Genomic DNA, 16,880 nt, shown 5'->3' with positions numbered 1-16,880 from the left:
CTGACGTTTTTTGTCACTGCGCCCCGCTGGTTTGGTCTGGATGCTTGACTAGGCTATAAGTCATGAACTGTCCGCGTCCGGAATTCCCATGAATGACATCGCCTTAAGCGGTCTGGCCAAGCAATTGGTACTGGCCGAACTGATCACCGAGCAAAGTGCGCAGCAGGCGTACCAACAAGCCCAAAGCAGTCGCATGCCCCTGGTCAGTTACCTGGTGCAGAACAAACTGGTCCAGAGTCGCCAGGTGGCGGAAATTGCCTCGGAGCATTTCGGCGTGGCCCTGCTGGACCTCAACAGCCTGGACAAGGAAACCCAACCCACCGGCCTTGTCAGCGAAAAACTGGTGCGCCAGCACCACGCCCTGCCGCTGTGGCGGCGTGGCAACAAGCTGTTCGTGGGCATCTCCGACCCCACCAATCACCAGGCCATCAATGACATTCAGTTCAGCACCGGCTTGACCACCGAAGCCATTCTGGTGGAGGACGACAAGCTCAGCGACGCCATCGAAAAGTTTTTCGAATCCACCAGCACCGGCCTGGAAGGCATGGGCGATGTCGACCTCGACGGCCTGGACATCGAGTCGATCGATGATCACAAGCAAGACTCCATCGCCGGCCAGGACACCGACGATGCGCCGGTGGTGCGGTTCGTCAACAAGATGCTGCTGGACGCGATCAAGGGCGGCTCCTCCGACCTGCACTTTGAACCCTATGAAAAAATCTACCGGGTGCGGGTGCGTACCGACGGCATGCTGCGAGAGGTGGCCCGCCCGCCGATCCAGTTGGCCACCCGCATCGCCGCGCGCCTGAAGGTCATGGCCAGCCTTGATATTTCCGAGCGGCGCAAACCCCAGGACGGGCGCCTGAAAATGCGCCTGTCGAAAAACAAGTCCATCGACTTCCGGGTCAACACCCTGCCGACGCTCTGGGGTGAAAAAGTGGTGATCCGGATCCTCGACCCCTCCAGCGCGCAGATGGGTATCGATGCCCTGGGCTACGAGCCGGACCAGAAAGAGCTGTACATGGCGGCGCTCAAACAACCACAAGGGTTGATTCTGGTGACCGGGCCCACCGGCTCTGGCAAAACCGTGTCGCTCTATACCGGGCTCAATATCCTCAACACTGTGGACATCAATATTTCCACCGCTGAGGATCCGGTGGAAATCAACATGGAAGGCATCAACCAGGTCAACGTGAATCCGCGCCAGGGTCTGGATTTCGCCCAGGCCCTGCGCTCGTTCCTGCGCCAGGACCCGGACGTGATCATGGTGGGCGAGATCCGCGACCTGGAAACCGCCGAAATCGCCATCAAGGCCGCCCAGACCGGACACATGGTGCTCTCCACCCTGCACACCAACAGCGCCGCCGAAACCCTGATCCGCCTGCACAACATGGGCATTCCCGGCTTCAACATCGCCACAGCGGTCCACCTGATCATCGCCCAGCGACTGGCGCGCAAGCTGTGCCCGCATTGCAAAAGGGCCATCGAGATTCCCGAGGAAACCCTGCTCAAGGAAGGCTTCCCCCGGGAACGCATCGGCTCGTTCACGATCTATGAGCCGGTCGGTTGCGAACAGTGCAACAACGGCTACAAGGGGCGCGTGGGGGTTTACGAAGTGGTCAGGAATACGCCCGAGCTGCAACGGCTGATCATGGCCGAGGGCAACTCGTTGGAAATCGACCTGCAAATGCGCAAGGACGGTTTTAATGACCTGCGCGCCTCGGGACTGCTCAAAGTGATGCAAGGCATCACCAGCCTCGAAGAAATCAACCGGGTCACCAAGGTTTGAACATGGCGGTCAAGGCAATAAAAACCGACGTTTACACGTGGGAAGGCAAAGACCGCAAAGGCACGAAAATGACCGGCGAACTGACTGGGCAGAGCCCGGCCCTGGTCAAGGCCCAGTTGCGCAAACAAGGCATCAACCCAGGCAAGGTTCGCAAGAAGTCCACCTCGATATTCAGCAAGGGCAAGCGTATCAAGCCATTGGATATCGCCCTGTTCACTCGTCAGATGGCGACCATGCTCAAGGCCGGCGTGCCCTTGTTGCAGGCGTTCGACATCATTGGCGAAGGCTTCGACAACGCCAACATGCGCAAGCTGGTGGACGAGGTGAAACAGGAAGTCGCCGCCGGCAACAGCTTCGCCGCGTCGTTGCGCAAGAGCCCGCAATACTTCGACGAACTGTACTGCAACCTGGTGGACGCCGGTGAACAAGCCGGCGCCCTGGATACGCTGCTGGAGCGCGTCGCGACCTACAAGGAAAAAAGCGAAGCCCTCAAGGCCAAGATCAAGAAGGCCATGACCTACCCGGCGGCCGTGGTGCTCGTCGCCGCCGTGGTCACGGGTATTCTGCTGGTCAAGGTGGTGCCGCAGTTCGAATCGGTATTCTCCGGGTTCGGCGCCCAACTGCCGGCCTTCACGGTGATGGTCATCGGCCTGTCGGAGTTCATGCAGCAGTGGTGGTGGATGCTGCTGGGCGGCGCGGTGGCGGCGTTCTTCGGTGTCAAACATGCACTCAAGCGCTCCCAGGGCTTGCGTGACTGGCGCGATAAATGGCTGCTCAAACTGCCGCTGATCGGCACCCTGATGTACAAATCCGCCGTGGCCCGCTACGCCCGGACCCTGTCCACGACATTCGCGGCCGGCGTGCCGCTGGTGGAAGCCCTGGACTCGGTATCAGGCGCCACCGGTAACGTGGTGTTCAAACGCGCGGTACAACGCATCCGGCAGGATGTCTCGACCGGCATGCAATTGAATTTTTCCATGCGTGCTTCAGGCATATTCCCGAACATGGCGATCCAGATGACCGCCATCGGCGAGGAGTCCGGCGCGCTGGACGACATGCTCGACAAAGTGGCGAGCTTTTATGAAGCCGAGGTGGACAATCTGGTGGACAATCTCACCAGCCTGATGGAACCGTTCATCATGGTGGTCCTGGGGGTGGTCGTCGGCGGCCTGGTGGTTGCCATGTACCTGCCCATCTTTCAACTCGGCTCTGCGATCTGACATGCCCCTGACCGAATTTTTCGCGCTGTATCCCCTGGCCTTTGTGCTCGCCGCTTTACTGCTCGGACTGATCATCGGCAGTTTCCTCAACGTCCTGGTGTGGCGCCTGCCCAAGATGCTCTCGCGCGAATGGCGGCTGCAAGCCCATGACTTGCTGGGCCTGCCCGCCGAAGCCCCTGGCCCGGTCTACAACCTGATGCTGCCGCATTCCCAGTGCCCGCACTGCGGCCACCGCATCCGGGCCTGGGAAAACATTCCGCTATTGAGTTACCTGGCATTGCGCGGTCGTTGCTCCAGTTGTGCCGCGCCCATCGGCCGGCGCTATCCCCTGACCGAACTGGCCTGCGGCATCCTGTCGGCGTTCGTCGCCTGGTATTTCGGCTTTGGCTGGCAGGCCGCAATGGTGATGGTGCTGACCTGGGGCCTACTGGGCATGAGCCTGATCGATGCCGAGCACCAATTGTTGCCCGACACCCTGGTGCTGCCATTGTTGTGGCTGGGCTTGATCGTCAACAGCTTCGGCTTGTTCGTCCCCTTGAATCAGGCGATGTGGGGCGCCGTGGCCGGCTATCTGGCGCTGTGGTCGGTGTTCTGGGTGTTCAAATTGATCACTGGCAAGGAAGGCATGGGCTACGGGGATTTCAAGCTGCTGGCGATGCTGGGCGCCTGGGGTGGCTGGCAGATCCTGCCACTGACGTTGCTGTTGTCATCGCTGGTGGGCGCCGTTATCGGGGTCATTGTGCTGCGCCTGCGTGATGCTCCGACATCGACGCAAATCCCCTTTGGGCCCTATCTGGCCATTGCCGGCTGGATTGCCTTGCTCTGGGGTGGTCAAATAACCGACTTCTATTGGCAGTCTGTCGGTTCCTAATGTCGATTTTAATGAATAGCCCCGCAGAAAAACCCTGGATTCTCGGCCTGACTGGCGGTATCGGCAGCGGCAAAAGCGCGGCGGCCCAGCACTTTATCGACCTGGGCGTACACGTCGTCGACGCCGATCACGCGGCCCGCTGGGTGGTCGAACCCGGACGCCCGGCGCTAGCCAAGATCGCCGAACATTTTGGCCCCGGCGTATTGCAGGCCGACGGCACACTGGACCGAGCGGCGCTGCGCCAACTGATTTTCGAGAATGCCGAGCAACGCCGCTGGCTCGAGGCGCTGCTGCATCCGTTGATCGCCGAGGAAATCGCTCATCATCTGGCCCAGGCACAATCACCCTACGCGATTCTGGTGTCGCCGCTGTTGATCGAGTCCGGCCAGTACGCCATGACCCAGCGGATCCTGGTGATCGATGTACCGGAACAACTACAGATCGAACGCACCTTGCAGCGCGACAAGACCAGCGAGCAACAGGTCCAGGCGATCCTCAAGGCCCAGTCCAGCCGTCAGGATCGCTTGAGCCATGCCGACGACGTGGTGGTCAATGACCGCGACCTCGCCTGGCTGCACAGCGAGGTCGAGCGCCTGCATCACTTTTACCTTACTTTGCGTGGAGGCCAGTCATGAGCCAAACCCCAACCGTTGATTGCCCAACCTGTGGCGCCCCTGTGGAATGGAGCCCGGAAAACACCTTCCGGCCCTTCTGCTCCGACCGCTGCAAACTGATCGACCTGGGCGCCTGGGCGTCGGAAGAACACAAGATCCCGGTCAGCCCCGATGCCGAGGACGACCTGTTCAGCGAAGAGTTCGAGCCTCGCCACTAGGGAGCCATGAGTTTCCCCACCGCGTTGTCGCCTTAAGGCCGCATGAAGCCATAGTCCTGTTCATCGTCGAGATTCTCCGCCAGGAAACTCAGTTCATCGGCCAGGTCTTCAGCACTGCGCACCGCCTTGCTCTGCTGCACGATCGCACTGAGCAAGGCCCGCAGGCTAAGGCCCGGGTCGAAGCCGATTTCCACTGCCGCATCCTGGCTGCGCCTGATCTCTTGTCTCGCCCACTCATAAACACTCATGGTTGTGCTCCTGGAATTTTTCCAGAGCATGAAGCGCACCCGGCTGCTCAGCCTTGATGTGAATCAAGGCTTGTCGTCATCCTTCCAGGGGGCCGACAGATAGCGCGTACGGTTGAAGGTCTCCAGCCATTCGGGGCTGAACACCACCAACGCACTGACCACCATGCCGTTGATAAACGCCTCGGGAAAGATGATCAGCCAGAGGTAGCCGATGAAATCTTCCAGCCAGTAAGGCATGGCGAACACTCCGTCGTACCACAGCAGGCCAAGCCCCACCAGCAGGCACAACAACGCCGAAAGCGCGGCGGCGAGAAATCCCGAACAGAAGATGTACACGAATAGATTGCGCGGTTGGGCGCGTTCCACCAGGATCGCGCAGCACTCGGTCACCAGCACCGGCAGCAAAATCAGCAACGCACCGTTGATACCCACCGCCGCCATGTCCTGGCGCCCCAGCAGCACCAGGGCAAGCTGGGCACAAAGGCCGCCGAGAATCGCCAGCGGCCAGTCCAGCAGCAGTGTCACGGCGGTCATGCCGATGAAGTGATACGAGACGCCGGTATCGAAATCCCGTCGCACCAGCCACAACATGAACACGGCCAGGACCGTGCCAAACAGCAAGTGCTGGCGACGGCTGTCGGTGAACAGCTCCACCCATGGCGCCCGTGCTACGGCCCAGGCCAGCACCGGCACATAAATCAGCCAGCCGACCGTCAACGTCCGCGCAGACAGCAGTTCGGCACCGATCATGGCGCTACTCCTCTGGCTTGTCCTTGCATCAAAGACTCCATGATCACCTCAGGATTCAAGCCAGCAGTCTACACCCCACCCTTAACCGGCCATAAATCAATGCAACGCTTCCAGCTTGTCGCAATTGAACGCTAAGCTTGGGCTCATGGATGATTCCGATTATTTACGCCTGCTGACCATCGCGGCCGAGCAAGCCAACGCCTTTCTCTCCAATGCCCGCAAATGGGAGCGTGAGCGTTGGGTCTGCCAGCGTCTGCTGCAAGGGCTGAACGTACCCTATCGCGCCGACGAGTTCGCCCCTGCGGGAGAGCCGCCGGACGTATTGTTTCGCGATGCCAACTTCGAGGTGTTTTTTGTCCTCGACGAAGGCCGTCGCCTCAATGACGAATGGCGCGACGAGCTGCAGCGCCGCCGTAGCGCTTTCTCCCTGAGCCAACTGGTGCGCCGCGAAGCCAAGCCCCGACGCATCCCGGCCAATGAATTCCTGCTGCGCCTGGCCCCGACCCTGCGCAAGAAAGCCCACAACTACACCGAACGCGGCATGGATCTGGGGGAGCTGGACATCATCGCCTTCGCCAGCCTCAAGCGCGAGGTGCTGGACCTCAACAGCCATTTCCCGCCGCCGACCGAATACCTGCGCCAGGGTTGGCGCTCGCTGTCGCTGGTGGGGCCGACGTTTGCCCGGGTGCTGTTCGCCCATCCCGATGCGCCGGATTTCCTGCGCAGCAATCTGGGGCGCAGCATCGTGTTCGATGTCGGGATCAGCCTGTGAGCCCGTTGCAGGAACTGATTGCCGCCGTGCCCCAGCAAGGCCGCGTACGCTGGATAGGCGTGCGACCCCAGGGCCATGCACCCATGATTGAACTCGACGCCGTGGAGGCCCGTCTGGAGGCCGGCCTGACGGGCGACCATGCCCGTCCCGGCGTGCGCAATGCACGGCAAGTCACCTTGATTCAGTGGGAACACCTGGCCGTGATCGGTTCACTGATGGGCCGCCCGGTGGATCAGCCGGTGTTGCCGCAAGAGCTGCGACGCAACCTGGTGGTCAGCGGTATCAATCTGTTCAGCCTCAAGGGCCGGCGCTTTCGCATCGGCCAGGCCATCTTCGAAACCACCGGCTGGTGCCAGCCGTGCGCGCGACTGGAGCGTAACCTCGGCGAAGGGACGTTCCAGGCCGTGCGCGGCCATGGCGGAATCACCGCACGGGTGTTAAAAAGTGGAATCATTCGCCTGGACGACAGCTTGAGTGTCGAACCTGTTCCGGCGAGCGGCTACGCTGCTTTCAATGCCGGATAGCCAGACGCTGTAGCGTCTATACCTTTCGCAACGTCTACCTGCCGAGGCCTTTATGACCAGCCGCCTGAACCCGGAAGACCAGAAGCATGTCGAAGAGTACCTGCAACTGTCCCAGCACCGAGTCGAGCGCCGGCCTTTCCGGCCGTGGATGCTCCTGATGGTGGTACTGGCCATCACCATCGGCCTGGGCCTGTTGAGCCGACTGATCAGTTACCTGACGCTATGAGCCGCTTGATGCTCGCGCGGGTAACGGCACCGATTTCCTTTAGCCTTGCGAGATATCCCCATGACTCATCGTATTGTCATCGTTGGCGGCGGCGCCGGCGGTCTGGAGTTGGCTACCCGTCTGGGTAAGACTCTGGGCAAGCGCGGCACGGCCAGTGTGATGCTGGTCGACGCGAACCTGACCCATATTTGGAAACCGCTGTTGCACGAAGTGGCTGCCGGTTCCCTGAACTCCTCTGAAGACGAACTCAACTACGTCGCCCAGGCAAAATGGAACCATTTCGGGTTCCAGCTGGGGCGCATGAGTGGCCTGGATCGCGAGCGCAAGAGCATCCAACTGGCCGCCACCTATGACGAGGCGGGCCTGGAACTACTGCCGGCTCGTGAACTGGGTTACGACACTCTGGTGATCGCCGTCGGCAGCACCACCAATGACTTCGGCACCGAAGGCGCGGCGCAGCATTGCCTGTTCCTCGACACGCGCAAACAGGCCGAGCGTTTCCATCAGCAACTGCTCAACCATTATCTGCGCGCCCATGCCGGGCAAACCGACGTGGTCGAACGCATCAGCGTTGCCATCGTCGGCGCCGGGGCGACGGGGGTTGAACTGGCGGCCGAGCTGCACAACGCCGCCCATGAGCTGGCAGCCTATGGCTTGGACCGGATCAAACCGGAGAACATGCACATCACCCTGATCGAAGCCGGACCGCGGGTCCTGCCGGCCTTGCCGGAGCGCATCGGCGGCCCTGTGCACAAGACCCTGGAGAAACTTGGGGTCAATGTCATGACCAACGCCGCTGTTGGCCAGGTGACAGCCGACAGCCTGATCACCGTCGATGGCAAGGTCATCGACGCGAGCCTGAAAGTCTGGGCCGCCGGGATTCGCGCCCCGGACTTCCTCAAGGAAATCGACGGTCTGGAGACCAACCGGATCAACCAGCTGCAGGTGCTGCCGACGCTGCAGACCACCCGTGACGAGAACATCTTCGCCTTCGGCGATTGCGCCGCCTGCCCGCAACCCGGCAGCGATCGCAACGTTCCGCCCCGTGCCCAGGCCGCGCATCAGCAAGCCTCGCTGCTGGCCAAATCCCTGAAGCTGCGGATCGAAGGCAAGGCCCTGCCGGAATACAAATACACCGACTACGGTTCATTGATTTCGCTGTCGCGCTTCTCAGCGGTGGGTAACCTGATGGGCAACCTGACCGGCAGTGTGATGCTCGAAGGTTGGCTGGCGCGGATGTTCTATGTATCGCTGTACCGCATGCACCAGATGGCGCTGTACGGCCTGTTCCGCACGGCCATGCTGATGCTGGGCAGCAAGATCGGGCGTGGGACCGAGCCTCGGCTGAAGCTGCATTGAGTCAGCAGTACTGACATCGAATGATCCACCGTCATCGCGAGCAAGCTCGCTCCCACAGTTGATCGCGGTCATCCTGTGGGAGCGAGCTTGCTCGCGATGGGGGCGGTACAGTCAATACTTGAGCTCGGGCAGGATCACTGTCCGAGCCATCCATCGATCAAACCTGAAACCGCTGCACCATGGTGCGCAATGAATTCGCCAGTTGCGACAACTCATGGCTGGACGCGCTGGTCTGGTCCGCACCGGTGGCCGAGCGCACCGACAGATCCCGAATGTTCACCAGGTTGCGATCCACCTCCCGAGCCACTTGCGCCTGTTCTTCAGCGGCGCTGGCGATCACCAGATTGCGTTCGTGGATCTCGTTGACCGACGCCGTGATGGTCTGTAGCGCCTCCCCTGCCCGCTCCGCCATTGCCAGAGTGCGGGCGGCGCGACTGGAGCTGGCCTGCATCGAATCCAGCGCCTGGGTGGCGCCGCTGCGCATGCCCTGGACCATCTGCTCGATTTCCTGGGTCGATTGCTGCGTGCGATAAGCCAGCGCCCGCACCTCATCGGCCACCACCGCAAACCCACGACCGCTTTCGCCAGCCCGGGCCGCCTCGATGGCCGCGTTGAGGGCCAGCAAGTTGGTCTGCTCGGCGATGGCCCGGATCACGTCCAGCACCTTGCCGATATCCTGCGATTGGTTGGCCAGGGACTGCACCAGGCCGCCAGTCACCTGCACATCACTGGCCAGGGCGCCGATGGCGTCGACCGTGTCGCTGACCCGCTGCTGCCCAAGGGACGCCGACTCACTGGACTGACGCGTGGCATCGGAGGTGGAAACCGCATTGCGCGCGACTTCCTCCACGGCGGTGGTCATCTCGGTGACGGCGGTGGCGGCCTGTTCAATTTCGTTATTCTGCTGTTGCAGGCTGTGGGTGCTATCGACCGTGACCGCGTTCAGCTCATCGGCGGCGGTCGCCAGTTGGGTAGCTGAGCCGCTGATGCCCTGCAAGGTTTCACGCAGGTTCTGCTGCATGGTCGCCAGCGCCTTGAGTAAGCGGCTGACTTCGTCGCTGCCGTGGGTCTTGATCGGTCGGGTCAGGTCGCCTCGGGCGACGTTTTCGGCGGCATTCAACGCCTCGCCCAAAGGCTTGACGATACTGCGAGTAAGCAGCATGGCCAGGGCCACCGTCGCCAAGGCGGCGAGCACAATGAACAGGCTGACGATCATCCGGGAATTGACGTAGTGTTCCTGGGATTTCTGGCTCTCGATGGAGACTTGTCTGGAGAACAGCTCCGCCAGATCGTTGAGCTGTTTGCCGGAACCGTCCACCACGGTCTTCATGTCCACCAGCAGCAGCTTGATCAACTCGTCCCGACGCCCCTGCTCTGCCAGGGCGAAGGATTGGGCGATGCCCGTGCGGTAAGCGGCAAAGGTTTGCTTGAACTGGTCATAAAGCGCCTTGCCTTCAGGCGTGATAACGAGCTTTTCGTAACTGACGATTTTTTCGCTCAGTTCTTTGTCGCGGGTGTCCATTTGCCCACGGTACACCGGGATGTTCTTCGGGTCCTGGTCCAGGGCCATGCGCAGGGAAATGGTGCGGATGCGCAACATCAATTCACGGATCTCGTCACCGCCGCGAATACTGGGCAACCACTGGGTTTCTACCGCGACTTCACTGTCACGGATACTCGACATCTGTCCTAGCGCAAACACCCCGAGCAACGCCACCAGCACGGCGATCAAAGCGAAACCCAACGCGGCACGGGGGGCGATATTCAGTTGACGAAGAACCATGGGGAGCGCCTTTTTTATTTTGGCCTGAAGTGGGGCCATGCCCCTGTCGGTGGGTTATCGGCAGGTTGTACGATGACCTAAGGCAATCTGCTTTATCGCAGGCAAAAAAAATCCCCGTATCTTTCGATACGAGGATTTTTAATATGGTCGGGGTAAGGGGATTCGAACTCCTGACATCCTGCTCCCAAAGCAGGCGCGCTACCGGACTGCGCTATACCCCGGTAAAAAAAAGGCGACCTTCGCAAGTCGCCTTCCTCGATCAGCGCTTTTGGCCTCTGATCTTAAGATTCGATTCCAGCGAACTGGTTTCAAAAATGGTGGGTCGTGTGGGATTCGAACCTACGACCAATTGGTTAAAAGCCAACTGCTCTACCAACTGAGCTAACGACCCAAAAATGGTCGGGGTAAGGGGATTCGAACTCCTGACATCCTGCTCCCAAAGCAGGCGCGCTACCGGACTGCGCTATACCCCGATTGAAATGGCTCCGTGACCAGGACTCGAACCTGGGACCCAATGATTAACAGTCATTTGCTCTACCGACTGAGCTATCACGGAACTGATATTTCAAGTTACTGCTATTTGAAGCTACAACATTGAAGCCAGCTTCAACCTCTTCTACCCGTTCGCATCGCTGCGTTCGTGTGTCTGAGGCGCGCTATTCTACAATCTTAAAAACCTCTGTCAACCCCTTAAATTGCTTTCAAGACAATGATTTGCAACTTATTTCGGGTTGCTTCTCACAGAGAAGTGGCCCTTGGGGGTGACGTACTGCGGGGCGCACTTTACAAGCCTTTTCCTTTGAGTTCAACGGCCTGATGAAAAAAATGGCCTCGCAGTGCGAGGCCATTCCAATCACCCGATCCGCAGGCTTTCAGTTGAAGACGATTTCGTCGTTCTCCACCGTGCCGGTCACGGTTTCGCCCGGCATGAAGCGCCCGGACAGAATCAACTGTGCCAGCGGGTTTTCGATCCAGCGCTGGATGGCACGTTTGAGTGGCCGCGCGCCATAGACCGGGTCGTAACCCACCGCGATCAGCTTATCCAGTGCCTCGTCACTCAATTGCAGCTTCAGCTCGCGCTCGGTCAGACGGCTACGCAGACGTCCCAGCTGGATCTCGGTGATGCCCGCGATCTGATCACGAGCCAGCGGCTCGAAGATCACCACTTCGTCCACCCGGTTGATGAACTCCGGTCGGAAGTGAGTGGAGATTGCATCCATCACCGCCGCGCGTTGCGCCTCGCGATCACCCACCAGCTCCTGGATCTGCGCCGAGCCCAGGTTGGACGTCATCACGATCACGGTATTGCGGAAGTCCACCGTGCGTCCGTGGCTGTCGGTCAAACGACCATCCTCCAGCACTTGCAGCAGGATGTTGAACACATCCGGGTGGGCCTTCTCGACTTCATCGAGCAGGATCACCGAGTACGGCTTGCGTCGCACAGCCTCGGTCAGGTAACCGCCCTCTTCGTAGCCGACATAGCCCGGTGGCGCACCGATCAGCCGCGCCACGGAATGTTTCTCCATGAACTCGGACATGTCGATGCGCACCATGGCCTCTTCGGTGTCGAAGAGAAACTCGGCCAGCGCCTTGCACAGCTCGGTTTTACCGACACCGGTCGGGCCGAGGAACATGAACGAGCCACTCGGACGGTTAGGGTCCGACAGCCCGGCTCGAGACCGGCGCACGGCGTTGGAAACCGCCACTACCGCTTCTTCCTGACCGATCACGCGCTGGTGCAGCAGGCTTTCCATCTTCAGCAGTTTGTCGCGCTCGCCTTCGAGCATTTTCGACACCGGAATGCCGGTCCACTTGGAAACCACTTCGGCAATTTCTTCTTCGGTGACCTTGCTGCGCAGCAACTGGTTTTCGCTCTTGCCGTGCTGGTCGACCATTTGCAGGCTGCGCTCCAGATCCGGGATCACCCCATATTGCAGCTCGGCCATGCGGTTGAGGTCGCCTTTACGACGGGCCGCTTCCAGTTCCTGGCGGGACTGTTCGATCTTTTGCTGGATCTGCGCCGAGCCCTGGACTTCAGCTTTCTCCGAATTCCAGATTTCCTCGAGATCGGAATACTCGCGCTCGTGGCGAACAATCTCTTCCTGCAACCTTTCCAGGCGCTTCTTCGCCGCTTCGTCGCTTTCTTTCTTCAAGGCCTGGGATTCGACCTTGAGTTGAATCAGGCGCCGCTCCAGACGATCCAGCACTTCCGGTTTGGAATCGATTTCCATGCGGATGCGGCTGGCGGCTTCGTCGATCAGGTCAATGGCCTTGTCCGGCAACTGACGGTCGGTGATGTAGCGATGGCTGAGCTTGGCCGCCGCAATGATCGCGCCATCGGTAATCGCCACCTTGTGGTGAACCTCATAGCGTTCTTTAAGGCCACGCAGGATGGCAATGGTGTCTTCTTCGCTGGGCTCTTCCACCAGCACTTTCTGGAAACGCCGCTCCAGCGCCGCGTCCTTCTCTATGTATTGGCGGTACTCGTTGAGCGTTGTCGCACCGACGCAATGCAGCTCGCCACGGGCCAGCGCAGGCTTGAGCATGTTGCCGGCGTCCATCGAGCCTTCGCCTTTGCCCGCACCGACCATGGTGTGCAACTCGTCGATGAACAGAATGATCTGCCCTTCCTGCTTGGACAATTCATTAAGCAAGGCTTTGAGCCGCTCTTCGAACTCGCCGCGGTACTTGGCACCGGCAATCAACGAACCCATGTCCAGGGACAACAGTCGCTTGCCCTTGAGGCCATCCGGCACTTCGCCATTGATGATGCGCTGGGCCAGGCCTTCGGCGATGGCGGTTTTACCCACGCCAGGCTCACCGATCAGCACCGGGTTATTCTTGGTGCGACGCTGCAGCACCTGGATTGTGCGGCGGATTTCGTCGTCACGGCCGATCACCGGGTCAAGCTTGCCTTCCTCGGCACGCTTGGTCAGGTCGACGGTGTATTTGTCCAGCGCCTGGCGGGACTCCTCGTGGTTGGCGTCGTTTACCGCTTCGCCGCCACGCAGGTTGTTGATGGCATTTTCCAGGGCCTTCTTGCTCACGCCCTGGCCGAGCAACAGCTTGCCCAGCTTGCTGTTCTCGTCCATGGCGGCAAGCAGCACCAACTCACTGGAGATGAACTGATCGCCCTTCTGCTGGGCCAGGCGGTCGGCCTGGTTGAGCAGGCGCGCCAGATCCTGGGACATGTTCACGTCCCCTGTCGGATTCTGGATCTTGGGTAGCTGGTCGAGCTCTTTGGCCAGCTCTTTACGCAGGCTGCTCACGTCAAAGCCCACCTGCATCAGCAGTGGCTTGATGGAGCCGCCCTGCTGCTCGAGCATGGCTTGCATCAGATGCGCCGGCTCAATGCCAGGATGGTCCAGGCCGACAGCCAATGACTGGGCATCGGACAGGGCCAATTGCAACTTACTGGTTAAACGGTCAATACGCATGGGTCACCTTCCTTTTGAGCAGGCCGGACCTTAAAAACATCCTGAATGAAGAAACCTGCCAGATACCGCTATAGATGTGGACGATTCTGGAAGATTCAAGCAGTGCGCTATTGATACAGATCAGAGAAGTCTAGCGGTCGAGCCAGATCAGGGAGGCGAAGCGACCGGTACGCGAGTTGCGCCGATAGGAAAAGAAGCGTGGGTCGGTCACCGTGCACTGGCCGCCCCCATAGACCGCCGTGACACCGCGCGCCGCCAGCCGTTGGCGGGCCAGTGCATAAATATCGGCCAGGAACTTGCCGGCAGTGTCGCCAGGCACGAAGGCGTCTGCCGCCCTAGGCAGTTGCGCCATGAACGCTTCACGCACCTCTGGCCCCACTTCAAAGGCTTGCGGACCGATGGCCGGGCCGAGCCAGGCGAGGATTTCGTCGGCCGGGACCTGGAGACTGTCGAGAGTCGCTTCCAGTACGCCGTTGGCCAGCCCGCGCCAACCGGCATGGGCTGCCGCGACGCGGGTGCCGGCACGGTTGCAGAACAGCACCGGCAGGCAGTCCGCCGTCATCGCCGTACAGGCGATACCCGGTGTGGCGGTCCAGCTGGCATCGGCGATGGCCACCTGAGCCGGATCAGCCTCGACCACGGTAATACCGTGGACCTGCTGCAACCAGGCCGGACGAATGGCAAATCGATCGGTGAGGCGGCGACGGTTCTCAGCGACGGCCGTGGGCTCATCGCCCACATGGTCGCCCAGGTTGAGGCTGTCGAACGGCGCCAGGCTGACGCCGCCGGTACGGGTAGTGACGCAGGCCTTTACCCAGGCCGGCGCGGGCCAGTCGGGTATCAGCCAGTCATTCATCCGATGAACGCCTCGCGGTCCTGCTTGAGCAACGTCAGCAGCCAGACGAAGTCATCCGGCAGCGGCGATTCCCAGCTCATGCGCTTGCCGGTGGTCGGATGATCCAGCTCCAGGAAACGTGCATGCAGCGCCTGGCGCGGGAAGTTTTTCAACGACTCGACCATGGTGATACTCGCGGCCGGCGGAATGCGGAAACGTCCGCCATAGGCCGGATCGCCCACCAACGGGAAGTTGATGTGGGCCATGTGCACGCGGATCTGGTGGGTACGACCGGTTTCCAGCTTGACTCGCACATGCGTATGGGAACGAAAACGCTCCAGCACGCGGTAGTGGCTGACCGCCTGCTTGCCGCCTTCCATCACCGCCATGCGCTGGCGCTGCTGGCCGTGACGACCGATGGGGGCGTTGATCTTGCCACCGGCGGTGACCACGCCGATCACGATGCATTCATAAATGCGGCTGACGCTGCGACTTTGCAGCTGTGTGACCAGTTGTGTCTGCGCCTGAATGGTCTTGGCCACCACCATCAGACCGGTGGTGTCCTTGTCCAGGCGGTGCACGATGCCCGCGCGGGGCACGTTGACGATGTCCGGCACGTGGTGCAACAAGGCGTTGAGCAGGGTGCCATCGGCATGACCGGCGGCCGGATGCACCACCAGGCCCGCAGGCTTGTTGATCACCAGGATGTCGTCGTCTTCATAGACGATGTCCAGGGCAATGTCCTGGGCGACCCATTCTCCCTGGGCCTCCTGCTCGGCAGTCAGTTCGAGGATGGCGCCGCCATGGACGATGTCGCGCGGGCGGATCACCGCCCCATCCACAGTCAGGCGGCCGTCCTTGATCCAGGCGGAAAGGCGCGAGCGCGAGTGCTCGGCGAAGAGTTGTGCGGCGACTTGATCGAGGCGTTGGCCGCCCAATTCGGACGGCACCTCTGCGCGAAGTTCTATTTTATCGGACATGCTCGGACTAGGCGTCGGCACAGCCTTTGGTTTCGGCTGCGCGCTTGTGGTTAAATACGGCGTCTTTTGCCCCGAGGCTTCTCAACGGGGCGCTCATCATAACAGGACGGCCCCGCCCAAGACAGCGGCCGTCATAGGGACGCAAGCCGCCATGCAAGTGAAACACCTGCTGCTGATCGCCATCCTCGCATTGACTGCTGCTTGCTCGTCGAAGGAAGTCGTAGACGAAAACCTGAGCGAAGTCGAACTGTACCAACAGGCGCAGACCGACCTGGACAACAACAGCTATACCAGCGCCACGGCCAAGCTCAAGGCCCTGGAGTCGCGGTATCCGTTTGGTCGCTATGCCGATCAGGCCCAGCTGGAGCTGATCTACGCCAACTACAAGAACGCCGAGCCGGAAGCTGCGAAATCCGCCGCCGAGCGCTTCATTCGTCTGCATCCGCAGCACCCGAACGTCGATTACGCTTACTACCTCAAGGGCCTGACCTCCTTCGACCAGGACGTCGGCCTGCTGGCGCGCTTCCTGCCGCTGGACATGACCAAGCGGGACCCGGGCGCCGCGCGCGACTCCTACAACGAGTTCGCCCAGCTGACCAGCCGTTTCCCCAACAGCCGTTATTCGCCGGACGCCAAGCAGCGCATGATCTACCTGCGCAACCTGCTGGCCGCCTACGAAATCCACGTGGCTGACTACTACCTGACCCGTCAGGCCTACGTCGCTGCCGCCAACCGTGGCCGCTACGTGGTGGAAAACTTCCAGGAAACCCCCTCGGTGGGCGACGGCCTGGCAGTGATGACCGAAGCCTACCAGCGCCTGCACCTGGACGACCTGGCCGCCACCAGCCTGGAAACCCTCAAGCTCAACTACCCGGATCACCCGTCCCTGGAGGATGGTCAGTTCACTCCGCGAGTTGACGAGGCCGACAACCGTTCGTGGCTGAGCAAGGCGACCCTGGGCCTGATCGAATCCCGTCCACCTCTGCCGCCGGGCGAAACCCGCGCCAACCAGGACGTTCAGCGCCAGTTCCAGGATGCCAAGGAAGCCATTCCAAACGAGCTCAAGCCCAAGGACGAAAATGGCGACGTGCTCGAAGAAGAAGAGCCTGAGAGCGAATCCAGCGATCGCTCCTGGTTCAGCTACATGACCTTCGGCCTGTTCGACTGAGGCCAGGTGTCAGCAAAAGGGAGGCCCGCGGGTCTCCCTTTTTTGTGCCTGGATTTTATAGCGCTGTGCGCCGTTCCTGTCCTTGG

Annotated in this window: 16 protein-coding genes, 4 tRNA genes and 1 pseudogene; 10 read left to right on the top strand and 11 right to left on the bottom strand. The window is 60.7% G+C overall.

Annotation, left to right across the window (positions count from 1 at the left end; all coding sequences use genetic code 11):
• Positions 1-88 precede the first annotated feature (88 nt).
• From pilB to yacG, 5 genes are read left to right on the top strand one after another with little or no spacing between them, the layout of a single operon-like run.
• Positions 89-1,789, top strand: a complete 1,701-nt coding sequence (gene pilB / locus MKS85_RS23740; protein WP_310663140.1) for a type IV-A pilus assembly ATPase PilB — start codon at positions 89-91, stop codon at positions 1,787-1,789.
• 2 nt (positions 1,790-1,791) lie between these two features.
• Entirely contained in the window at positions 1,792-3,009 is a 1,218-nt protein-coding gene (locus MKS85_RS23735; RefSeq protein ID WP_076386354.1) for a type II secretion system F family protein, read from the top strand.
• 1 nt (position 3,010) lies between these two features.
• Complete coding sequence (locus MKS85_RS23730) at positions 3,011-3,880, top strand: A24 family peptidase (protein ID WP_047229861.1); 870 nt, start codon at positions 3,011-3,013, stop codon at positions 3,878-3,880.
• An 11-nt stretch (positions 3,881-3,891) separates the two neighbouring features.
• On the top strand, positions 3,892-4,515 hold the full coding sequence (coaE, locus tag MKS85_RS23725) for a dephospho-CoA kinase (RefSeq protein WP_139051186.1): 624 nt from the start codon (positions 3,892-3,894) through the stop codon (positions 4,513-4,515).
• Entirely contained in the window at positions 4,512-4,712 is a 201-nt protein-coding gene (gene yacG, locus MKS85_RS23720; RefSeq protein ID WP_047229863.1) for a DNA gyrase inhibitor YacG, read from the top strand. The genes coaE and yacG overlap by 4 nt, the downstream gene beginning before the upstream one ends.
• Before the next feature lie 32 nt (positions 4,713-4,744).
• Here yacG and MKS85_RS23715 read toward each other — a convergent pair whose 3' ends face one another.
• Entirely contained in the window at positions 4,745-4,960 is a 216-nt protein-coding gene (locus MKS85_RS23715) for a hypothetical protein (protein ID WP_076386357.1), read from the bottom strand.
• Positions 4,961-5,023: 63 nt separating this feature from the next.
• Positions 5,024-5,710, bottom strand: coding sequence for an energy-coupling factor ABC transporter permease (locus tag MKS85_RS23710; RefSeq protein ID WP_188252339.1), 687 nt, complete (start codon positions 5,708-5,710; stop codon positions 5,024-5,026).
• A 145-nt stretch (positions 5,711-5,855) separates the two neighbouring features.
• Here MKS85_RS23710 and MKS85_RS23705 point away from each other — a divergent pair, with 145 nt between their 5' ends.
• Genes MKS85_RS23705 through MKS85_RS23690 form a run of 4 tightly spaced genes read left to right on the top strand, consistent with a single transcriptional unit; the run spans position 5,856 to position 8,591 of the window.
• On the top strand, positions 5,856-6,482 hold the full coding sequence (locus MKS85_RS23705; protein ID WP_047229866.1) for a DUF1780 domain-containing protein: 627 nt from the start codon (positions 5,856-5,858) through the stop codon (positions 6,480-6,482).
• The gene (locus MKS85_RS23700) at positions 6,479-7,006 is read left to right on the top strand and encodes an MOSC domain-containing protein (RefSeq protein ID WP_107322954.1); all 528 of its coding nucleotides are present in this window, start codon (positions 6,479-6,481) and stop codon (positions 7,004-7,006) included. The genes MKS85_RS23705 and MKS85_RS23700 overlap by 4 nt, the downstream gene beginning before the upstream one ends.
• Positions 7,007-7,058: 52 nt before the next feature.
• Positions 7,059-7,232, top strand: a complete 174-nt coding sequence (locus MKS85_RS23695) for a DUF3094 family protein (protein ID WP_188252340.1) — start codon at positions 7,059-7,061, stop codon at positions 7,230-7,232.
• Positions 7,233-7,292: 60 nt separating this feature from the next.
• Positions 7,293-8,591, top strand: coding sequence for an NAD(P)/FAD-dependent oxidoreductase (locus MKS85_RS23690; protein WP_107322955.1), 1,299 nt, complete (start codon positions 7,293-7,295; stop codon positions 8,589-8,591).
• 157 nt (positions 8,592-8,748) lie between these two features.
• Here the strand turns inward: MKS85_RS23690 and MKS85_RS29050 are convergent, their stop codons facing one another.
• The 9 genes and pseudogenes from MKS85_RS29050 to rluD form a co-directional block, all read right to left on the bottom strand.
• A complete protein-coding gene (locus tag MKS85_RS29050; RefSeq protein ID WP_409078026.1) occupies positions 8,749-9,612 on the bottom strand; it encodes a methyl-accepting chemotaxis protein in 864 nt (287 codons plus the stop codon).
• A pseudogene (locus MKS85_RS29045) lies at positions 9,604-10,374 on the bottom strand (MCP four helix bundle domain-containing protein); the annotation flags it as partial. The pseudogene MKS85_RS29045 and the gene MKS85_RS29050, both read right to left, overlap by 9 nt.
• A gap of 144 nt (positions 10,375-10,518) precedes the next feature.
• Positions 10,519-10,595: transfer RNA gene (locus MKS85_RS23680), tRNA-Pro, on the bottom strand.
• A gap of 94 nt (positions 10,596-10,689) precedes the next feature.
• Positions 10,690-10,765: transfer RNA gene (locus MKS85_RS23675), tRNA-Lys, on the bottom strand.
• Positions 10,766-10,770: 5 nt separating this feature from the next.
• Positions 10,771-10,847: transfer RNA gene (locus MKS85_RS23670), tRNA-Pro, on the bottom strand.
• 7 nt (positions 10,848-10,854) lie between these two features.
• A tRNA-Asn gene (locus tag MKS85_RS23665) sits at positions 10,855-10,930 on the bottom strand.
• A 316-nt stretch (positions 10,931-11,246) separates the two neighbouring features.
• Positions 11,247-13,811, bottom strand: a complete 2,565-nt coding sequence (gene clpB, locus MKS85_RS23660; protein ID WP_047229871.1) for an ATP-dependent chaperone ClpB — start codon at positions 13,809-13,811, stop codon at positions 11,247-11,249.
• Positions 13,812-13,941: 130 nt separating this feature from the next.
• A complete protein-coding gene (gene pgeF, locus MKS85_RS23655; protein ID WP_107322956.1) occupies positions 13,942-14,667 on the bottom strand; it encodes a peptidoglycan editing factor PgeF in 726 nt (241 codons plus the stop codon).
• A complete protein-coding gene (gene rluD / locus MKS85_RS23650) occupies positions 14,664-15,626 on the bottom strand; it encodes a 23S rRNA pseudouridine(1911/1915/1917) synthase RluD (RefSeq protein ID WP_047229873.1) in 963 nt (320 codons plus the stop codon). Before rluD ends, pgeF begins: the two co-directional genes overlap by 4 nt.
• Positions 15,627-15,777: 151 nt before the next feature.
• Between rluD and MKS85_RS23645 the strand changes: the two genes are divergently transcribed.
• A complete protein-coding gene (locus MKS85_RS23645) occupies positions 15,778-16,794 on the top strand; it encodes an outer membrane protein assembly factor BamD (RefSeq protein WP_047229874.1) in 1,017 nt (338 codons plus the stop codon).
• Positions 16,795-16,880 lie beyond the last annotated feature (86 nt).

Source organism: Pseudomonas sp. JL2, assembly GCF_031570495.1.
Lineage (GTDB): Bacteria > Pseudomonadota > Gammaproteobacteria > Pseudomonadales > Pseudomonadaceae > Aquipseudomonas > Aquipseudomonas rhizophila.
Note: the sequence above shows the minus strand (reverse complement) of the source record. Positions and strands in the feature narration are given on the sequence as shown.